The organism is Mesorhizobium sp. RCAM 05104, assembly GCF_059683645.1.
The window spans coordinates 3,190,615-3,209,701 of record NZ_CM185033.1 but is presented as its reverse complement, the minus strand read 5'-3'; the positions used below and the strand labels follow the sequence as shown (position 1 = coordinate 3,209,701).

17 protein-coding genes are annotated in these 19,087 nt (G+C 64.6%); 11 read left to right on the top strand and 6 right to left on the bottom strand.

What is annotated here, in order from left to right; all coding sequences use genetic code 11:
• Positions 1 to 77: 77 nt before the first annotated feature.
• The 5 genes from AC56QP_RS15750 to AC56QP_RS15730 form a co-directional block, all read right to left on the bottom strand.
• Complete coding sequence (locus AC56QP_RS15750; protein ID WP_489859073.1) at positions 78 to 1,082, bottom strand: ABC transporter substrate-binding protein; 1,005 nt, start codon at positions 1,080 to 1,082, stop codon at positions 78 to 80.
• Between the two features lie 66 nt (positions 1,083 to 1,148).
• Entirely contained in the window at positions 1,149 to 2,627 is a 1,479-nt protein-coding gene (locus AC56QP_RS15745; RefSeq protein WP_489859074.1) for an aldehyde dehydrogenase, read from the bottom strand.
• Positions 2,624 to 3,676, bottom strand: coding sequence for an LLM class flavin-dependent oxidoreductase (locus tag AC56QP_RS15740; RefSeq protein WP_489859075.1), 1,053 nt, complete (start codon positions 3,674 to 3,676; stop codon positions 2,624 to 2,626). The genes AC56QP_RS15745 and AC56QP_RS15740 overlap by 4 nt, the downstream gene beginning before the upstream one ends.
• On the bottom strand, positions 3,673 to 5,457 hold the full coding sequence (locus tag AC56QP_RS15735) for an alpha/beta fold hydrolase (protein WP_489859076.1): 1,785 nt from the start codon (positions 5,455 to 5,457) through the stop codon (positions 3,673 to 3,675). The genes AC56QP_RS15740 and AC56QP_RS15735 overlap by 4 nt, the downstream gene beginning before the upstream one ends.
• Positions 5,450 to 6,037 (bottom strand): amino acid synthesis family protein, encoded by a 588-nt coding sequence (locus AC56QP_RS15730; protein ID WP_091580835.1) that lies wholly within the window; start codon positions 6,035 to 6,037, stop codon positions 5,450 to 5,452. The genes AC56QP_RS15735 and AC56QP_RS15730 overlap by 8 nt, the downstream gene beginning before the upstream one ends.
• A 146-nt stretch (positions 6,038 to 6,183) precedes the next feature.
• Between AC56QP_RS15730 and AC56QP_RS15725 the strand changes: the two genes are divergently transcribed.
• Positions 6,184 to 6,855: a GntR family transcriptional regulator gene (locus AC56QP_RS15725; RefSeq protein WP_489859077.1), complete on the top strand. Its 672-nt coding sequence runs from the start codon at positions 6,184 to 6,186 to the stop codon at positions 6,853 to 6,855.
• A 97-nt stretch (positions 6,856 to 6,952) separates the two neighbouring features.
• Here AC56QP_RS15725 and AC56QP_RS15720 read toward each other — a convergent pair whose 3' ends face one another.
• Complete coding sequence (locus AC56QP_RS15720) at positions 6,953 to 7,627, bottom strand: GntR family transcriptional regulator (RefSeq protein ID WP_497104049.1); 675 nt, start codon at positions 7,625 to 7,627, stop codon at positions 6,953 to 6,955.
• Positions 7,628 to 8,000: 373 nt separating this feature from the next.
• On the opposite strand from AC56QP_RS15720, the gene ssuD reads away from it, so the two are divergent.
• The 10 genes from ssuD (at position 8,001) to msuE (ending at position 19,064) form a co-directional block, all read left to right on the top strand.
• Entirely contained in the window at positions 8,001 to 9,173 is a 1,173-nt protein-coding gene (ssuD, locus tag AC56QP_RS15715) for an FMNH2-dependent alkanesulfonate monooxygenase (protein ID WP_489859079.1), read from the top strand.
• Positions 9,170 to 10,630 (top strand): FAD/NAD(P)-binding protein, encoded by a 1,461-nt coding sequence (locus AC56QP_RS15710; RefSeq protein ID WP_489859080.1) that lies wholly within the window; start codon positions 9,170 to 9,172, stop codon positions 10,628 to 10,630. The genes ssuD and AC56QP_RS15710 overlap by 4 nt, the downstream gene beginning before the upstream one ends.
• Before the next feature lie 166 nt (positions 10,631 to 10,796).
• Entirely contained in the window at positions 10,797 to 11,900 is a 1,104-nt protein-coding gene (gene sfnG, locus AC56QP_RS15705; RefSeq protein ID WP_489859081.1) for a dimethylsulfone monooxygenase SfnG, read from the top strand.
• A gap of 120 nt (positions 11,901 to 12,020) precedes the next feature.
• Positions 12,021 to 12,956, top strand: coding sequence for an ABC transporter ATP-binding protein (locus AC56QP_RS15700; protein ID WP_489859082.1), 936 nt, complete (start codon positions 12,021 to 12,023; stop codon positions 12,954 to 12,956).
• A complete protein-coding gene (locus AC56QP_RS15695) occupies positions 12,953 to 13,852 on the top strand; it encodes a branched-chain amino acid ABC transporter permease (RefSeq protein ID WP_489859083.1) in 900 nt (299 codons plus the stop codon). Before AC56QP_RS15700 ends, AC56QP_RS15695 begins: the two co-directional genes overlap by 4 nt.
• A 3-nt stretch (positions 13,853 to 13,855) precedes the next feature.
• On the top strand, positions 13,856 to 14,896 hold the full coding sequence (locus AC56QP_RS15690) for a branched-chain amino acid ABC transporter permease (RefSeq protein WP_489859084.1): 1,041 nt from the start codon (positions 13,856 to 13,858) through the stop codon (positions 14,894 to 14,896).
• Between the two features lie 67 nt (positions 14,897 to 14,963).
• Positions 14,964 to 16,301 (top strand): ABC transporter substrate-binding protein, encoded by a 1,338-nt coding sequence (locus AC56QP_RS15685; RefSeq protein ID WP_489859085.1) that lies wholly within the window; start codon positions 14,964 to 14,966, stop codon positions 16,299 to 16,301.
• A 77-nt stretch (positions 16,302 to 16,378) separates the two neighbouring features.
• Positions 16,379 to 17,170, top strand: a complete 792-nt coding sequence (locus AC56QP_RS15680; RefSeq protein WP_489859086.1) for an ABC transporter ATP-binding protein — start codon at positions 16,379 to 16,381, stop codon at positions 17,168 to 17,170.
• Positions 17,171 to 17,193: 23 nt separating this feature from the next.
• A complete protein-coding gene (locus AC56QP_RS15675; RefSeq protein ID WP_489859087.1) occupies positions 17,194 to 18,441 on the top strand; it encodes an SfnB family sulfur acquisition oxidoreductase in 1,248 nt (415 codons plus the stop codon).
• Positions 18,442 to 18,503: 62 nt separating this feature from the next.
• Positions 18,504 to 19,064: an FMN reductase gene (gene msuE, locus AC56QP_RS15670; protein ID WP_489859088.1), complete on the top strand. Its 561-nt coding sequence runs from the start codon at positions 18,504 to 18,506 to the stop codon at positions 19,062 to 19,064.
• Positions 19,065 to 19,087: the final 23 nt, after the last annotated feature.

The following is a 19,087-nucleotide window of genomic DNA, read 5'->3' as shown; positions in this document are numbered from 1 at the left end:
GCCCGACATGGTGATGATCCCGGCACATCAGGCGGAACGCCTTGCGGCGTCCCGCCGGTTCACGGTGAGGTCGGCGGCTACTTGGCCTGCCAGGCGTACCAGCGCTGGGCGATCGTGTCGCGGTTTTGAGCCCAGTAGTTCATGTCGAGATTGATCTGGCCGTCGACGAAGGCGTCCGGCAGCGACTTGACGACATCGGCCGGCATCTCGGCCTTGGCTGCCGTGTTCACGGGTGCATAGCCGCTTGCCTCGGCAAACATCGCCTGGCCTTTCGGGCTCGTCGCCGAGGCCAGGAATTTCATCGCGCTTGCCTTGTTCTTCGAACCCTTTGGAATGACGAGAACGTCGGCGGCGGTCATGTTCTGGTTCCAGGATGCGCCGACGTCGGCGCCGTCCTGCTTGAGGGCGAAGACGCGCCCGTTCCAGAGCTGCCCGAAGGCCGCTTCACCGGAAGCGATCAGTTGCTGCGATTGGGCACCGCTGTCCCACCAGACGATTTCCGACTTGATCGTGTCGAGCTTCTTGAAAGCCCGGTCGAGGTCGAGCGGGTAAAGCTTGTCGGCCGGCACGCCATCGGCCAGAAGCGCGATCTCGATGACGCCCGGCGCCGACCATTTGTAGAAGGTGCGCTTGCCGGGAAATTTCTTCAGGTCGAACATGTCGGCCCATCCTGTTGGTTCGCCCGACACGGCCCCCTTGTTCCAGGCCAGGACGAAGGAATAGTAGAAACTGCCGACGGCATGGTCGGTGGTGAAACGCGGATCGAGATCGGCTTTCGGCACGACGGTGAAATCGATCGGCTCCAGCAGGCCGTCCTTGGCCGCCTTGATGGCGAAATCCATTTCGACGTCGACGACGTCCCAGGCGACGCTGCCGCCTTCCACCATGGCCTTCAGCTTGCCGTAGTCGGTCGGACCGTCCTGCAAGACCTTGACGCCGGAACTCGCTTCGAACGGCGCGGCCCAGGATTTGGTCTGCGCCTCCTGGGTGGTCCCACCCCAGCTGGTGAACACCATTTCGTCGGCGTGTGCGGCGGTGGCCGCCAGAAGCCCGGCCAGGATGCCGGCCAAGATCAGTTTCATGTCATTCTCCTCTGTTGGTTGTTTGGTTTCTTGTTGTTGTGAAATTGCGCGGTGGTGGCGCTGCCCTCATCGCATGACGAACGGATCGGGGATCGGCTCGTCCGACGTCCGTATCCAGACCGATTTCGAGCGCGTGTAGTCGCGGATCGCATCGAGCCCGCCTTCGCGGCCGAGCCCGGACATGCCGTAGCCGCCGAACGGCACCAGCGGCGAGACGGCGCGGTAGGTATTAACCCAGACGACGCCGGCATGGATGCCGCGCGCCATGCGATGGGCCTTGCCGAGATTGGTGGTGAACACGCCCGAGGCGAGCCCAAATGACGTGTCGTTGGCAAGCGCCAGCGCTTCGGCCTCGGTGTCGAAAGCGAGCACGCTGAGCACGGGGCCGAACAGCTCCTCGCGCACGCAGGGCAACCCGGCATTGTCCTGGGCATCGATGATGGTTGGTGCGTAGTAGAAGCCGTCGGCGTGACCGGCGGGTCTTTCACCGCCGGTGATCAGCCTTCCCCTGTCGGCAAGACTTGCCGCGACGATCTTCTCGATCCATTCCCGCTGGCGCGCCGTCGCCAGCGGCCCCATCTCGGTGGCCGGATCCTGCGGATTTCCGATCCTGATGGCCTCGGCCTTGCGCTTGAGCCGTGCGAGGAATTCGTCCTTGATCGAGCGCTCGACAATGAGCCGCGAACCGGCGACGCAGCTCTGGCCGGTGGCGGCGAATATACCGGCGACGACCGCGTTGGCAGCACTGTCCAGATCGGCATCGGCAAACACCACGACCGGGCTTTTGCCACCAAGCTCGAGCGTCGTGTAGGCAAGGTTTTCCGCTGTGTTGCTGATGATCTGCCGGGCGGTTCCTGGACCACCAGTGAAGGCGACGCGGGCGACGAGCGGATGGCTGGTCAGGCGGCGGCCGCAATCCTGTCCGAAGCCGGTCAGGATGTTCACGGTCCCAGCGGGGAAGCCGGCCTCATGGACGAGTTCAGCGAAGGCCAGCAGCGGGGCGGGGCCGTCCTCCGAGGCTTTGAGAACGACGGTGCAGCCCGCCGCCAGTGCCGGACCGAGTTTGACGGCGGACAGGAAGAGTTGCGAATTCCATGGCACCACCGCCGCGACGACGCCGATCGGCTCGGGCCGGATCGTCACTTCCATATCAGTCTTGTCGATGGGGACAAACGAGCCTTCGTGCTTGTCGGCGAGCCCGCCATAATAGCGGTAGTAGTCGCCGACATAGGCGATCTGGGCCCGGGTCTCGCGAATGATCTTGCCTGTGTCGCGCGTCTCGAGTTCCGCCAGCCGATCGGCATTGGCGACGACGAGGTCGCCGAGACGCACCAGCAGCTTGCCGCGCGCCGTTGCCGTCATCGCTGGCCATGGGCCGGAGCGTAGCGTCCGGTGCGCCGCGGCGACGGCGCGGTCGACATCGGCTTCCGTCGCGGCCGGCATCGTCGCCCAGGACATTCCCGTCGACGGATCGATGCTTTCGAAGGTGACCGTCGGCGCGTCGAATGTTCCGTCGATGAAGTTCTTGAAGGCCACGAGGGTCATTGCGACCCCCCGTCACGGAAGGCCGGCATCACCTTGTCGACGAAGAGTTTCAGCGATTTCTTCTTGCGCTCGTGCGGCAGGCCGCTGTCGATCCAGATCGAGTACTGGTCGTAGCCGAGCGCCTCGTATGCCTTCAGCCGGGCGATCACCTCTTCGGCTTCGCCGATCACGAGGTTCTGGCGGATCTTGTCCGGCGCGTATTGCGGCATGGCCGCGATCTCGTCGTCGGTGAGAGCTTCCAATATGCCTTGGCGAACGGGTTTCTTGTTCTGGAACCAGGCGCCGAACTGGCAGTAGAACAGGGACAGGTCACGCGTCAGTTGCTCGGCATCGGCGGCGTCCTCGGCAACGAATGTATGCATCAGCAGCATGATGTCGGGGCGCGCCGTGTCCGGGTGCGCGGCGCACGCCGCATTGAAGCGCTCCATCAGGCTGGTGACCTCGCCATCGCCGGAGGCCAGCGGCGTCACCTGGACATGGCAGCCATTGGCAACGGCGAAGTCATGCGAGTTCGGGTCGCGCGCCGCCACCCAGATCGGCGGGTGCGGTTCCTGCACCGGCTTGGGCGAGGAGGTGGTTGAGGGAAACGTCCAGAACTGCCCGGACAGTTCGAAGTCACCTTTCCACAGGCCCTTGATGGCGGGAATGATCTCGCGCATGCGCTGGCCCGCGCCCCAGGCATCGAGCCCCGGGAAAAGTCTTTCATATTCGTAGCTGTAGGCGCCGCGCGCGATGCCGATGTCGAGCCGGCCTCGCGTCGCGAGGTCGGCCATGGCCGCCTCGCCGGCGAGTTTGATCGGATGCCAGAACGGCGCGATGACCGTCCCCGTGCCGAGCCGGATGCGCTTCGTCCTGGCGCCGAGATAGGCGATGTTGATGAACGGATTCGGCGAGATGGTGAATTCCATGCCGTGGTGCTCGCCGATCCAGGCGGTCTCGAAATCGGCCTCCTCGGCCATCAGGACGAGCTCCTCGAGCTCGTCGATAAGCTCGGCGTGCGGCTTTGCCGGGTCCGAGCGTTCCATATGGACGAACAGCGAGAACTTCATGCTTGTTTACCCCGAATTGCAGGCTGCGCGGCCGGCCTTGCCAAAGGCTGGACCTCGCCTTCGATCTCGTTGCCGACATAGACCCCGAAAGCGTCTTCCATGCGTTCGCGGGCATAGCGGGCAAGCATCGACCGTACCGCCGGATCGGCGATCCTGAGCTGCGCTATGCGATCGATGTCGACGAGCCGGACCTGGCTGTTGCCGGAAGCGGGCGCATCGACCGAGCCGCGGTAATAGACATGCGTGCGCGACGGCGTCGCCGTGTCGTCCCAGACGGCGAACAGGAAGCCGAGCTGGGCGTTGACCGCCGACGCGGCAAGACGGCCCTTGAGGCTTTTGGCGTCGCTCGCCGTACCCAGTCCGCGGCCCGCCGGCAATTGGTGGAAACCATCGGCGGTTTCGAAGAACAGCACGCGGCCCTCGTCTTCCAGTATGGCACCGACCTCCATGTCCGGCGGCGCTGCCGCCAGTGCCTCCTGGCTGAGGCCGGGGGCAACATAAGCACCCCGGCAGTAGCCCAGAGGCTGGGCGCCATTGTGGGAAAAGTCGCGGACACGGCCGATGAGGATGGAATGGTCGCCGGCGTCGACCAGCTGGTCGAGGTCGCAGTCGAAGGCCGCGACCGAGCCGTCGAGCAGCGGGCTGCCGGTTCGGCCGGCGCGCCATTCGACAGCCGAGAACTTGTCTTGCGCTTTCGACGCGAAAACACCGGAGGTGGCCTTCTGTCCCTCCGAAAGGACGTTGATGGCAAAGCCCTTCGCGGTCGAAAACACGGGGTGACCCATCGCCTTCTTGGCAATGCAGACCAGCACGAGCGGCGGATCGAGCGACACCGAGGTGAACGAGTTCGCCGTGAAGCCGCGTGGCTCTCCTTCCACTCCGATCGTCGTGACGATGGTCACGCCGGTCAGGAACGAGCCAAGCGCCCGCCTGAATTCGCCAGAGTCGAAGGCGGGCTGGATGCCGGCGCCACCGTCCACGCTTTCAAGAAAAGCGGTTATCAGCCGTGTGACCTTTTCCGGGGAAGCGACGGCCATCATATGCCGCTCGCCTTCCAGGACCTCGCACTGGCCGCGCGGCGCGAGACGGGCCATCGCCGCCGACATCGCCGGCGAGGAGTTCCCGTCCTCGGCGCCGGTCATGAACAGTGCCGGCATGGCAAGGCCGGGAAGACGATCGACATGCGCCGCATCCGCATGGGCGAAAAGCCGATAGGTGCGCGCATAGCCTTCCGGGTCGACGCTTTCCAATGCCGCGCGTGTCGTCCTCGCGGCCTCGGCCAGCTCGTCGGGAACCGGGTCGCCGAACCAGCGTGCGATCGTCGCGTCCGTTCCCGACAGGTTGCCCGCGCCATTCAATTCGGCGGCGCGCCCGCGCACGGCCTCGGCAAGGTCCGCCGGGCGGCGGAAGACCGCGTTGAGTGAGATGACGCCGCGCACCCGTTCGGGCGCGTTGAGAGCAATCTCCTGTCCGACCAGCGAGCCCATCGAATGACCGACGATCGAGACGGCGCCAATGGCCAGATGATCGAGAAGCCTGATTGCCTGCGCGGCATAGTCGGCAAGGTCGGCGTTCGCTGGCGGCAGCGGTGACTGGCCATGCCCCAGCATGTCGATGGCGATGACATCCCATCGGTCGCTCATCCGCGCGATCTGCGGCTCCCAGATCGCGGCGTTCATGCCGACACCGTGGATGAGCAGGACCGGCGTGCCCGAACCGGCCCGGATGAAGCTGGTGCCGTCAGGCGCCGTTGCGCGACGCCAGGCCGAGGATTCAGCCATGGAGATCTCCGACTTCCTTGAGATCCTGATAGCGGTCGCCGATGCGATGATGCGGGCGGCCGCCGATCGAGGCGCCGAGAGCCACCACCAGCTCGTCGGGCGCGGGCGCGTCGCCGATCTGGAAATGCACCGTCAGGTAATGCGAGCGTCGGCCTTCGTCGTTCTTGTCCATCAGCGGGATCATGATCGGCGTGTTCGGCCCGCCGCGCAGGTTGGTGAACGCGAGATATGTTTTGGCGCCGACGGCACGGCGATAGTGATTGCCGAAATGCAGCGTGTGGATGAGCGCCGAAGCATGCTCGATCTCGCCTGCCGTGCCGCAAATGGCGGCCTTGCCGTAGCCCTCGATGGCTTCGCCGGATCCCGCGACCGCGAGAATCTCACGGGTCAGCATCTCCCCCAGGACCGGCGCATAGGCACGGATATGGGGGGAAAGATCTTCGGTGAACCCGCGCCCGGCCCACGGATTGTCGAGCACCGCCGCGACGCCGATCAGGCGCAGCGGCCGGGGGGCCGCCTTGCCGCCTTCGATCAGGGTATTCTCGACATGGGTGACTATTTTTCGGATGGCCGGCTTCATGGAATCCTCGGGGCTCGACCGGGGCCGAGGTCCAGACAAGGTTCCTCTTTCTGCCGATCATCTTATGGTATACCATACTATTGAAGACCAAAGCCCTTGTCAACGGATTGCCGAATCTGTTCTTTGCGTTCTGGGAGGTACGTGAATTGGCCGACGACACGCTCAGGATCGAACGGTCCACCAAGACGCTCAGAACGCTGGCGCTCGAGCGCATGCGCGAAGCGATCATGGAGTTCCACTTCCAGCCCGGCGAAAGGCTGGTCGAGCGACCGCTTTGCGACCAGTTGGGGGTCAGCCGCTCGGTTGTGCGCGAGGTTCTGCGGCAGCTGGAGACGGAAGGCCTCGTCCAGATGATACCGGGTCATGGACCCGCCGTGGCCCGGCCCGATCTCAGCCGCACCGACGAGATCTATGAGTTGCGCGCGCTGATGGAAGGCATCGCGGCGCGTGCCGCCGCCCTGACGGCGACGGATGATCAGATCGCGGACCTCGAGCGGTCGCTGCAAAACCTGCTTGAGGCGTGGGCGTCGGCGAAACCGATCGAAGTGATGCGGGCGACGACGAAGTTCTACGAAGTGCTTTTCGATGCCGCTGACAAGCGCATCGCCTGGGAGATCGTCCAGGGCCTGAACGTCCGCATCAACCACCTGCGTTCCATGACGATCGCTTCGGAGAACCGTCGCGAAGCCGCGATCGCCGAAATGACCGTCATCATGAACGCCATCAAGTCGCATCGCGGCGATGACGCCGAAGCAGCCGCCCGGCGACATGTGGAGCAGGCCTGGCGAATTGCGAAAGAGAAGCTTCGCGACAGCTGAAGGCGGTTGCCGGGTGTAATCATCTCGACCCAGCCGACCTGACGGCGGCCTCGTCGACCTCCAGCGGGCGGCCGCGCGGAATGCGCGAGCGCGGCTGTCAGCCGAGGAGATCGGCGGCGACCTCGAGCGTGTTGCGTAAAGACGTTTCGAGATGGTGTTCCATCGCTTGCGAGGCGCCCTCGGCGTCGTGGCGCTTGAGCGCGTCGAGAATGGCCTCATGCTGCTCGATCGTCTGTTCGCCGTAGCCGGGCTTGGGGATGGCGAGATAGCGGCCGCGATCCATCTGCGCCTTGGAAATGTCGACGGCCCGCCAGATCATCGGCATGCCACAGATCTCGGCGATGGTGCGATGAAAGATGTCGTCGAGCTGTATCGCCGTGGCATATCTGCCGCGCGATATGGCAAGCCGGTGCGCCGCCATATTTTCTTCCAGCAGCGCGCTGGCTGCCGCCGTGAACTTGGCGGCCGCGCGCCTGGCGCTTTCCATCTCCAGGGCCCGCCGGATGACATAGGCTTCTTCCAGGTCGGCCCGGCTGATCGGCGCGACATAGGTGCCGGTCTGCGCCAGGATCTTGACCAGGCCCTCATCGCTGATCCGCTTGACCGCTTCGCGCACGGGGGTGCGCGAGACGCCGAGCGCTTCAGCGATAGCCACCTCGTTGATCACTTCTCCCGGCTTCATCTGCCCGACGACGATCAAGTTGCGGATCTGGTGATAGATCTGATCGCGCAGCGGATGAGCGCGATTGAGCGTCGAAGGATCCAGGTCCATGGGAAATCCGCGTCTTCGTTCACCAGAAATGGTCGGGTTATATTGGAATGCAATCCGGAAAGCACCTGAGCCGGGCCATGACTGGCGTCGCCCATCGGCGCGGCGTCCGGAAAGCTCGGCAAGCGCCGTGTTCGGCGCGCTGGTCGCCCGAGCAACGCCTGGCAGCCGATGAGTTTCGATCGGGCGGAGAGAATTTCCAATTATGCCGCTGGATTTAGAATAGACTAACTCTACAGATTTTATAGAATAAGCAATCTGCTCTGGCAATCTGGTTTTCCCCTGGACAGGACCACGCCATGCCTACCTTTGTTCGCCCGCCCTCAATCCCGTCAGACATAACCAACCACCGCCATCAAACGACGGGAGGCAAGCCATGAGCCGCGACATTCCGGACCGCATCAAGGTTCTCTGGTTTCTGCCGACGCATGGCGACAGCCGCTATCTCGGCACCGCCGAGGGCGGCAGATCGGTCGATCTGCCCTACCTGACGCAAGTGGCGAAGGCCGCCGACACGCTCGGTTACTATGGCGTGCTCTTGCCGACCGGCCGGTCGTGCGAGGATTCCTGGGTGATCGCATCGGCGCTGGCGCCGCTGACCGAACGGCTGCGCTTCCTTGTCGCCGTCCGGCCAGGCCTGCAGTCGCCAACGCTGGCCGCGCGTATGACGGCGACGCTCGACCGCATCTCCAACGGGCGCCTGCTGATCAATGTGGTGACCGGCGGCGATCCGCTCGAGAACAAGGGCGACGGCATCTTCCTGTCGCATGCCGAGCGTTACGAGGTGACGCAGGAATTCCTGCGGATCTACAAGCGCTTGCTGCGCGGCGAGACGGTCGAGCACGAAGGCAAGCATTTCCATATCGAAGACGGCCGGCTGCTGTTTCCGCCGGTGCAGACGCCATACCCGCCGCTCTATTTCGGCGGCTCGTCCGAAGCCGGATCCGTGGTGGCGGCGCAAGAGATAGACAAATACCTGACCTGGGGCGAGCCTCCGGCCGATGTCGAGCGCAAGCTGGACAGCGTGCGCGCGCTGGCCGAGAAGGCCGGCCGCAAGCTCTCCTTCGGCATTCGCCTGCATGTCATCGCGCGTGAAACGACCGAGGAGGCCTGGGCCGCGGCGGACAGCCTGATCAGCCGGCTCGACGATGCGACGATCGCCTCGGCGCAGAAGGTCTTTGCCCGCATGGATTCGGTCGGCCAGGCGCGGATGAGCGCGTTGCATGGCGGCAACCGCGCCAAGCTCGAGATCGCGCCCAATTTGTGGGCCGGGGTCGGACTGGTGCGCGGCGGCGCCGGGACGGCACTCGTCGGTGATCCCGACACGATCGCCGAGCGCATCGACGAATACCGGCGCCTCGGCATCGACACCTTCATCCTGTCGGGCTACCCGCACCTGGAAGAAGCCTATCGTTTCGGTGAGCTGGTGCTGCCGAAACTGCCGACCGATCATCCGGTGAAAGCCACCGGCTCGTCCGTCAACACCGGCCCGTTCGGCGAGACCATCGCCGGCGACCATCGGCCGAAGTCGCTCGCCAGCGCCTCATGAACGCGCTTCTTCCGGGCCGCCGGTTGCGCGTCGCCATAATTGGCGGCGGCTTTTCCGGCGCGGCGGTGGCCTGGCACCTGGCGTGGACACATCGGCCGGCACACATGTCGATTTCCGTGATCGAGCCGCGAGCGGTGCTTGGCGGCGGCCTTGCCTATTCCAGCGAGGAGCCGTCGCACCGGGTCAATGTACCGGCGATCAGAATGAGCATGGCTCCGGATGATCCGCAGCACTTTGCCCGCTGGTTGGCTGGCAGTGGGGAACTCGAGCGCGACCCCGACGCCATCTGGAAGAATGGCGACGCCTATCCGCGGCGGCGCGTGTTCGGCCGCTATGTCGCCGAGCACCTGGCGCCCTATCTCGACTCGGGCGTGATCCGTCACGTCGAAGGCCGCGCCACGCGCGTGATACATGACCCCAAAGGCGCGGGCTGGACCGTACACACCTCCGCCGGGCCGGTCGCCGCTGACGTGGTCATTCTGGCGGCGACGCATCCACTGCCCGAAATTCCCGCCGCGCTGACCTCGCTGGCGGAAGCGCCGGGGTTCGTCGCCGACCCATATGCCTCGGGCGGGCTTGCCGCGATCGGGCCGGATGCTTCGGTGCTGATCGTCGGTTCCGGGCTGACCTCGGCCGACATGGTTGCCGAACTTGATCGCCGCGGCCATCGCGGCCGCATCATGGCGCTGTCTCGTCGCGGCCTGCGCTCTCGCGGCCATCCGGATGTGAGGAGCGAGCCCTTCGGCGACTTTGCCTCGGCACCGGCGGCAACCGCCCTCGGCTTGCTTGAGAATGTTCGCGCGACGCTGGCGGCGGCGCGTGCCGCCAATGTCAACTGGCAGTCCGTGTTCGACCAGTTGCGCTTGCAGGGGCCGGTGCTGTGGGCCGCGCTTGCCCCGCGGGAGCGGGCAAGGCTGGTCCGCCAGCTGCGCGTGTTCTGGGACGTGCATCGCTTCAGGATCGCACCGCAGGTCGCGGCCGTGCTCGATCGCCGGGCCGCCACCGGCACATTCGAAAACATCGCGGCCAGGCTTGTCGCGTCGAACCATGAGGACGACGGCCTTGCGGTCAGCTTTCGGCAGCGCGGGCAGACGCGGATCCAGACGGCACGCTTCGATGCGGTCATCAACACCACGGGTCCGGCACATGGGCGGGCGCTTCAGCTCAATCCGGCATTGCGCTCGCTGGCTGAAGCCGGGCTGATCAGGGCCGACCAGTACGGTCTGGGTATCGAGACGGGTCTCGACAGCCGCGCCGTCGGCAGGGATGGCAGGGCGGTCGCCACACTCTTCATCACCGGTCCACTGGCGCGGGGGACTTTCGGTGAACTCATGGGCTTGCCGGAAGTCGCCCGCCATGCCCAGGCGGTTGCAGCCGTGGTTGCAAAACTGCTCGACACGCGTCCGTCACCCGAGGCCGTCGGAGCCAAGGCTTCTCACGCACCGGTCGAGAGCTGACAACCGCAGGCCGGCGCGGCCGGTCAAAATTGGTATTTTCGTCCTGCGAAGGCCCCCAAAAATAGAAAATCCTTCTTTGTATATATATTCTATAAACATAATAAATATTGGGAAATCCGGCTGCGGTCGGATCGAGCAACGAGACGGCCTGAATGGGAGAAAGTTCATGGCGCACGCAGGAACCGACACGATCAAATTCGCCTACTGGGTGCCGAATGTCTCTGGTGGCCTGGTGATCTCCAACATCGAGCAGCGCACCAACCATTCGGCGCAGTACAACCGAAAGCTGGCGCAGATCGCCGAGAAGGCTGGCTTCGACTATGCGCTCAGCCAGATACGCTTCACCGCCGGCTACGGCGCCGACGAACAGCATGAATCGGTGGCGTTCAGCCATGATCTGCTGGCTGCGACCACCACGCTCAAGGTCATCGCGGCGATCCTGCCCGGACCGTGGAACCCGGCGCTGGCGGCAAAGCAGATCGCCACCATCAGCTACCTGACCAACGGCCGTGTCGCGGTCAATATCGTTTCCGGTTGGTTCCGTGGCGAGTTCCACGCCATCGGCGAACACTGGCTCGACCATGACGAGCGCTACCGGCGCTCGGAGGAATTCATCCGTGCGCTGCGCGGAATATGGACTGAAGACAGCTTCACCTTCCGCGGCGATTTCTACCGCTTCAACGACTATTCGCTGAAGCCGAAACCGCCGCAGCCGTTGCCCGAAATCTTCCAGGGCGGTTCCTCACGCGCCGCGCGCGACATGGCATCCCGGGTCTCGGACTGGTATTTCACCAATGGCAACACGCCGGCCGAGATCGCCAGACAGGTGGACGACATCCAGGCCAAGGCGAAGGCCAGCAACCATTCCGTCAAGGTCGGCGTCAATGCCTTCGCCATCGTCCGCGAGACCGAGGACGAGGCAAAGGCGGTGCTTGCCGAAATCATCGCCAAGGCCAATCCCGAGGCGGTCAACGCCTTTGGCCACGAGGTCAAGAATGCCGGCAAGGCCTCGCCGGAAGGCGAAGGCAACTGGGCGAAGTCGTCCTTCGACGATCTGGTCCAGTACAATGACGGCTTCCGCTCGAACCTGATCGGCACGCCCAGGCAAGTCGCCGAGCGCATCGTCGATCTGAAGCGCGCTGGCGCCGATCTCATCCTGCTCGGCTTCCTGCATTTCCAGGAAGAGGTCGACTATTTCGGCAAGCATGTCATCCCGCTCGTGCGCGAGCTGGAGGGCGCCGAGGCGGCAGCATCGCTGGCGGCAGAATAGCCACCGCAAAGTCTGACCGGACAGGCTCCGGCCAGCACGAATGAAGGTTCCCAGGCGCGCTCGATCCATCGAGCAGCAATGGGGATTGTGCGCCTGCTGAAGCAATCGAGGACGATTGGAATGCCGTTGGCCAGTTATGCTGTCGGAGTGATGGAGGCTTCGGTCTATGCGCCGGAGGTCTTTGCGCGCGGTCTGCCGTCCATCCCGGGGCCGCGGCAGCAGCCCGAGGGTCCTAGCGAGCCGACAGGGTTCGGCGCCGCCGCCGCCGCCCCGCTGCTTTCGCTTCAGGGCATCGGTCTGTCATTTGGTGGCGTCGTCGCGCTGGCCGAGGTGGATCTTTCGGTTCGCCCCGGCGAGATCCGCGCCATTATCGGCCCGAATGGCGCCGGCAAGAGTTCGCTGATCAACGTCATCAGCGGCGTCTACCGTCCAGACCGGGGCCATGTCCGGCTCGACGGCGTTGGTTATGACCAGGTGCCGACGCAGCGGCTGGCACATCTCGGCGTCGCCAGGACTTTTCAGAACCTTGCTCTGTTCAAGGGCCTCAGCGTCCTCGACAATGTCGCGTCCGGTCTCGCCTACAAAATCCGCTCGAACTTTGCCGGCCAGGTGCTTGGCATCGGCCGGTCGCGCGGCGAGCGGCGCGACTCTCTGAGCCGTGCCGACCAGATCCTCGAATTCCTCGACCTGACCGCGGTTCGCGATCGCCTCGCCGGCACGCTGCCCTATGGGCTGCAGAAGCGGGTTGAGCTTGCCCGCGCACTGGTGGCGCAGCCGCGCCTGCTTTTGCTCGACGAACCGATGGCTGGCATGACCGCAGGCGAAAAGAGCGAGATGGCGGTCTTCGTCCGCGCCGCGCGCGACCGCTTCGCCACCACCGTAGTGCTGATCGAGCATGATGTCGGCGTCGTCATGGGTCTGTCCGACCGTATTGCCGTTCTCGACTACGGCCGCAAGATCGCCGACGCAACGCCCGAGGAAGTCAGGAACGACCAGCGCGTCATCGATGCTTATCTCGGCGTCGCCTCGGACAATGAGGGCGGGGCAGGCATATGATCGCCGACTTCGACTACCAGTTCTTCATCGAAGTGCTCGTCGGCGGCCTGCTCTCCGGCGTCATGTATTCGCTGGTCGCGATCGGCTTCGTGCTGATCTACAAGACCTCGGGCGTGCTCAATTTCGCGCAAGGCGCGATGCTCCTGTTCGCGGCCCTCACCTTCGTCAGCCTCGTCGAGCGCGGCATTCCGTTCGCGCTGGCGCTGGCGGTCACTTTCGCCATCATGGTGGCGATGGGCGTCGCCATCGAGCGCACGGTGCTGCGGCCGCTGACCAACAAGCCCCCGATCACCCTGTTCATGGCGACGCTCGGCCTCTCCTACATCATCGAGGGCGCCGCCCAGCTGATCTGGGGCACGCAGGTCCACGGTCTCGACCTCGGCATCGAGGACGTGCCGCTGGAAGTCGGCGGCGTGTTGATCAGCCAGTTCGACATCTTCGCGGCGGTTGTCGCCGCCGGCATGGTTCTCCTGCTGTCACTGTTCTTCCGCTACACCCGCATCGGCCTTAGCTTCCGCGCCGTCGCCGACGACCAGTTCGCCGCACTCGCCGTCGGCCTCAGGCTGCCGCTGATCTGGGCCACCGTGTGGGCTGCTGCCGGCCTCGTCGCGCTGGTGGCGGGGTTGCTCTGGGGCGCCCGCCTCGGGGTGCAGTTCTCGCTGTCCCTGGTGGTGCTCAAGGCGTTGCCGGTGCTGGTGCTGGGCGGCTTCGATTCCATCCTTGGCGCCATCGTCGGCGGGCTCTTGATCGGCGCCAGCGAGAAGCTCGCCGAGGTCTATATCGGCGACTATTTCGGCGGCGGCATCGAGAGCTGGTTCGCCTATGTCGTCGCGCTCGCCTTCCTGCTGATCCGTCCTTCCGGCCTGTTCGGCCAGAAGCTCGTGGAAAGGATCTGAGCCATGACCGCGATCGCCAGCGAGTTTCCGTCCGCGCCGACGCTGCCGAAATGGATCGTGCCCGTCTTGTTGCTCGCCTTCGCCTATGGCGTCGTGCCGCTGATCGGCTCGAGCTACCTGTTCGAGGCCATCCTGTTGCCGTTCCTGGCACTCAGCCTCGCTGGCGTCGGACTCAACATCCTCACCGGCTATGCCGGTCAGGTCTCGCTGGGCAGTGCCGCGTTCATGGCGGCGGGCGCCTTCGCCGCCTATAATTTCAACCTGCGGGTCGAGGGCCTGCCGCTCGTCGGCAGCATTGTCCCGGCCGGCCTCGTCGCCGCCGCGATCGGCATCGTCTTCGGCCTGCCAAGCCTGCGCCTGAAAGGCTTCTACCTCGCGGTTTCGACGCTTGCCGCGCAGTTCTTCGTGCAATGGGTGCTGACCAAGTTCAGTTGGTTCTCCAATGACTCGGCTTCCGGCGTCATCGATGCGCCGAGACTGTCGATAGCCGGCTTTGCGCTCGATGACGCCATCGGCCGCTATCTCTTTGCGCTGACCATCGTCGCCATCCTAACCTTCTTCGCCCACCGGCTGGTCTCGTCGCAGACCGGGCGCAACTTCATCGCCATCCGCGACAATGAAACCGCCGCCCGTATCATCGGCATACCGGTGCTGAAGACCAAGCTGCTGGCCTTCGCCATCTCGTCCTTCATCATCGGCGTCGCCGGCGTCATCTGGGCCTTCGCCTATCTCAGGACCGTCGAGCCGGCCGGATTCGATCTCGATCGGTCATTCCAGATCCTGTTCATCATCATCATTGGCGGCCTCGCCTCGATCCGCGGTGCCTTTTTCGGCGCCGCCCTCATCGTCGTCTTTCCGCTTGGCTTGTCTCGCCTCGGCGGCTTCCTGCTCGGCGATCTCTTTGACTCGGGCGTGCTCGACATGAGCCAGCGCATCGTGCTGGGCGCGCTCATCATCCTGTTTCTGATCCTGGAACCCGACGGGCTTGTGGCCCTGTGGGACAGGGTCCGAAGACGGCTCCTGTTCGCCTGGCAGTCGACATGAGCTCCATGCATTCGAAAATGAACCAGAGGCCGAATCCAAGACGGCCCTTACCGGGAGTACCTCGACCATGACCTTCCTGAGCACAGTCAAGGCGGCGGCGCTGTCCGCGGCGATGATCGTGTCGGCGGCCTTGCCCGCCGCCCACGCCGACGAACAGTATTTCCCGCTGCAGAGCTATCGCGTCGGGCCCTATGCGGCCGGCGGCACCGGCTTCTTCGGCGGCTTCATCGACTATCTCAACCTCATCAACATCCGCGACGGCGGCGTCAACGGCGTCAAGCTGACCTGGGACGAATGCGAGACCCAGTACGAGGTCGAGCGCGGCGTCGAATGCTACGAGCGGCAGAAGAGCCATGCCGGCGCCGCCGCCTGGAACCCTCTCTCGGTCGGCATCGCCTATGCCATGATCGACCGCATCACCGCCGACAAGGTGCCGCTGATCACGGTCAACCACGGCCGCACCGACTCCACCGACGGACGCGTCTTCCCCTACGTCTTCCCGCTGCTGCTCAACCCCTACAGCGAGACGTCAGGCATCGTGAACTACATCGCCTCCAAGGAGGGCGGCATCGACAAGCTGAAGGGCAAGAAGATCGTCGTGCTCTATCACGGCTCGCCCTACGGCAAGGAGACCATCCCGATCTATGAACTGCTGGCGCAGAAATACGGCTTCACCGTGCAGCAGATCGAAGTGCCGCATCCCGGCAACGAGCAGCAGTCGCAGTGGCTGACCATCCGCCGCGCCAAGCCGGACTTCGTCGTCCTGCGCGGCTGGGGCGTGATGAACCCTGTGGCGCTGAAGACGGCGGTCAAGGTCGGCTATCCCGTCGACCACATCGTCGGCAATGTCTGGTCGAATTCCGAAGAGGACGTCATCCCGGCCGGCGATGCCGCCAAGGGCTACACCGCCATCACCACCCAGGCCACCGGCAACAGCTATCCTGTGGTGCAGGAGATCGTGAAGACGGTCTACGGCGCCGGCAAGGGCAATCTGGAAGACAAGTCGCGCATCGGCTCGGTCTACCACAACCTCGGCATCGTCAACGGCATCCTCAATGTCGAGGCGATCCGCGTCGCGCAGGAAAAGTTCGGCCACCGCACGCTGACCGGTGACGAAGTCCGCTGGGGCTTCGAGCATCTCAAGCTCGATCCGGCCAAGGTCGAGGCCCTCGGCGCCAAGGACCTGTTCCACTCGATCAATGTCAGCTGGGACAATCACGAAGGCGAAGGCTACGTGACCTTCCAGCAGTGGGACGGCAAGAAGTGGAACGTTGTCTCCGACTGGATCGCACCGGACTGGGCGCTGTTGCGGCCGATCATCGAGAAGTCCGCCGAGGCCTATGCCGCCGAGAAAGGCATCAAGCTGCGCACCGCCGACAATGCCGACGCCGTGACCACCAACTGATCAGCCATGCCGGGCGCCGCGGACAGGTTCCGTGGCGCCCCGCCTGCTTCGGTTCCTCGAACCACGGAATGAGAGCCATGCCGAATGATGACGTCATCCTTGCCGTGGACACGGTCCACGCCACTTACAACCACGCCATCACGGCGCTGCACGGCGTCAGTTTCGAGATCAGGCGCGGCGAGATCATGGCACTGCTTGGCGCCAACGGCGCCGGCAAGACCACCACGCTGAAGGCCGTCTCCAACCTGCTGCCGGCCGAGCGCGGCCAGGTCAACGCCGGCACCATCCGCTACGACGGCGCGGATGTCTCGCGCCGCAAGCCCGGCGATCTCGTGCGCGCCGGCCTTGTCCAGGTGCTGGAGGGCCGTCACTGCTTCAAGAGCCTTACGGTCGAGGAGAACCTGGTCGCCGGCGGTATCGGCCGCAGCGGCCGCCGTACCGAGATCAACCAGGATCTCGAGCGGATCTACGGCTATTTCCCTCGCCTCAGGGAAAAGCGCCGGACACTGTCCGGGCTTACCTCCGGTGGCGAACAGCAGATGACCGCGATTGGCCGGGCGCTGATGTCGCGGCCGCGTCTGCTTGTCCTCGACGAACCGTCGATGGGGCTCGCCCCGCTCATCGTGCAGGACATCTTCCAGACGCTCAGAAAGTTGAATCGCGAGACCGGCCTGTCGATCCTGGTCGCGGAGCAGAACTCGGCTGTGGCTCTCGGATATGCCGACCACGCCACAGTGCTCGAAAACGGCGTCTCGGTTCTTTCAGGCGCCGCCGCCGATCTTCGCCAGCGCGAGGACGTGCGGGCCTTCTATCTCGGGCAGCAGGCATCGCCTGCCGTCAAGCCCGCTCATCTCCATGCCGTTGCCTGAAACAAATCCGAAGGAGCAGTGAAATGACCGTTTCGACCGTCAAGACAGACCAGGCTTCCGCCGCCGTGCCGCCAGTCGCAAGGCCAGCGAAACCGGCGCATATCATCAAGAACGACGCCGAGGCGATCGCGGTCGCCCAGCGGCTCGCCGCCGAATTCGTCAAGGACTCTTCAAAACGCGACCGCGAGCGGATATGGCCGGTTGCCGAACTCGATGCATTTTCGCAGAGCGGTCTGTGGTCGATCAATGTGCCCAAGGCATTCGGTGGCCCTGAACTGTCCTACGCGACGCTGGCGAAGGTGATCGAGATCATCTCGGCGGCGGATTCCTCGATCGGCCAGATCGCCCAGAACCATCTCGGCGTCGTCGCCGCCATCCGCACCGTGTCTGACAAGGATCAGCAGAAGCTGCTGTTCGCCGAAGTGCTGAAAGGCACGCGGTTCGGCAATGCCTTTTCGGAGTTCGGCTCCAAGCGAGCTGCCGATTTCGAGACCCGCTTCACCGACGCCGGCGATCATGTGGTCGTCAACGGCCGCAAATTCTATTCGTCCGGTGCCCTGCTCGCCCATCTGGTGCCGATCGTCGCGCTCGATGACGAGGGCCGCGCCTGGTATGCGATCGCCGACCGTGGAGCGCCCGGCCTGACGGTCATCGACGACTGGTCGAGCTTCGGCCAGCGCACGACGCTGTCCGGCACCGTCATCATCGACAACGTCAAGGTGCCGAAGACACATCTGGTGCCCGGCTACAAGGGCTACGACAAACCAACCGCCGACGGCGCCATCTTCCAGATCATCCAGGTGGCGGTGGACACCGGCATCGCCCAGGCGGCGATCGACGAGACGGTTCACTTCGTCAGGACCAGGAGCCGTGCCTGGATCGACAGCGGCGTCGACAATGCCTGGGATGATCCCTACACCATCCAGGCCATCGGTGACCTGACGCTGCGCCTGCACGCGGCGCAGGCGCTGCTGGAAAAGGCCGGCCTGGCAATCGACCGTGCGGTGGCCGAGCCGACCGCCGAGACGGTGGCGCATGCGCAGATCATCACGGCCGAAGCAAAAATCCTGTCGACCGAGATCGCCATCGCCGCCACCAACAAGCTGTTCGAACTGGCGGGTACACGCTCGACGCTGGCCGAGCACAATCTCGACAGGCATTGGCGCAATGCCCGCACCCACACGCTGCATGATCCGGTACGCTGGAAATATTCGATCCTCGGCAAGTATTTCCTCAACGGCGAAAACCCGCCGCTGCACGCCTGGAGCTGATTTTCCACCGGTGGGCGGACGGCCCACCTCGGCAAAACTCGACCATCCAAGAGGCCACTGCCATGTCAAATCCAACCGTCGTCGGCTTTTCCGGCAACATCACCCGGCCGTCAAAGACGCGCGCCTTCGTCGATCTCGTCACCAGGGACATCGCCACGCGCCATGGCCTGTCGGCGAGCACCTACGACATTGAGGATGTCGGCCCATCGCTCGGTACGGCACGATGGGCCCGCGATCTTGACGGCCAGGCCCAACCGATCCTGGCTCAGATCCTCGCCGCCGACGTGCTGGTCGTCGGTTCGCCGACCTACAAGGGCAGCTACACCGGCCTGTTCAAGCATTTCTTCGACCTGATCGACCCGGCCGCGTTGCGGGGAAAGCCCATTCTGTTGACCGCGACCGGCGGCGGCGAGCGCCATGCCCTGATCGTAGAGCACCAGTTGCGGCCGCTGTTCGGCTTCTTCGAAGCCTTCACGCTGCCCACCGCTGTCTACGCCACCGACAGGGATTTCACCGATGGCGTGCTGCGCTCCGAGGCGATCCTGAAGCGCGCGGCGCAGGCGGTCGATGAGGTCGGCTTCGTGCTGGCCAACCGCTCGGCAGGCAGGATCGCCGCCGAGTAGCCTGCCGCCAGGCGGATTGCGGC

Coding starts and splice junctions, on each gene's coding strand:
- AC56QP_RS15750 (WP_489859073.1), bottom strand. CDS start 1,082: ATGAAACTGATCTTGGCCGGCATCCTGGCCGGGCTTCTGGCGGCCACC.
- AC56QP_RS15745 (WP_489859074.1), bottom strand. CDS start 2,627: ATGACCCTCGTGGCCTTCAAGAACTTCATCGACGGAACATTCGACGCG.
- AC56QP_RS15740 (WP_489859075.1), bottom strand. CDS start 3,676: ATGAAGTTCTCGCTGTTCGTCCATATGGAACGCTCGGACCCGGCAAAG.
- AC56QP_RS15735 (WP_489859076.1), bottom strand. CDS start 5,457: ATGGCTGAATCCTCGGCCTGGCGTCGCGCAACGGCGCCTGACGGCACC.
- AC56QP_RS15730 (WP_091580835.1), bottom strand. CDS start 6,037: ATGAAGCCGGCCATCCGAAAAATAGTCACCCATGTCGAGAATACCCTG.
- AC56QP_RS15720 (WP_497104049.1), bottom strand. CDS start 7,627: ATGGACCTGGATCCTTCGACGCTCAATCGCGCTCATCCGCTGCGCGAT.
- ssuD (WP_489859079.1), top strand. CDS start 8,001: ATGAGCCGCGACATTCCGGACCGCATCAAGGTTCTCTGGTTTCTGCCG.
- AC56QP_RS15710 (WP_489859080.1), top strand. CDS start 9,170: ATGAACGCGCTTCTTCCGGGCCGCCGGTTGCGCGTCGCCATAATTGGC.
- sfnG (WP_489859081.1), top strand. CDS start 10,797: ATGGCGCACGCAGGAACCGACACGATCAAATTCGCCTACTGGGTGCCG.
- AC56QP_RS15700 (WP_489859082.1), top strand. CDS start 12,021: ATGCCGTTGGCCAGTTATGCTGTCGGAGTGATGGAGGCTTCGGTCTAT.
- AC56QP_RS15695 (WP_489859083.1), top strand. CDS start 12,953: ATGATCGCCGACTTCGACTACCAGTTCTTCATCGAAGTGCTCGTCGGC.
- AC56QP_RS15690 (WP_489859084.1), top strand. CDS start 13,856: ATGACCGCGATCGCCAGCGAGTTTCCGTCCGCGCCGACGCTGCCGAAA.
- AC56QP_RS15685 (WP_489859085.1), top strand. CDS start 14,964: ATGACCTTCCTGAGCACAGTCAAGGCGGCGGCGCTGTCCGCGGCGATG.
- AC56QP_RS15680 (WP_489859086.1), top strand. CDS start 16,379: ATGCCGAATGATGACGTCATCCTTGCCGTGGACACGGTCCACGCCACT.
- AC56QP_RS15675 (WP_489859087.1), top strand. CDS start 17,194: ATGACCGTTTCGACCGTCAAGACAGACCAGGCTTCCGCCGCCGTGCCG.
- msuE (WP_489859088.1), top strand. CDS start 18,504: ATGTCAAATCCAACCGTCGTCGGCTTTTCCGGCAACATCACCCGGCCG.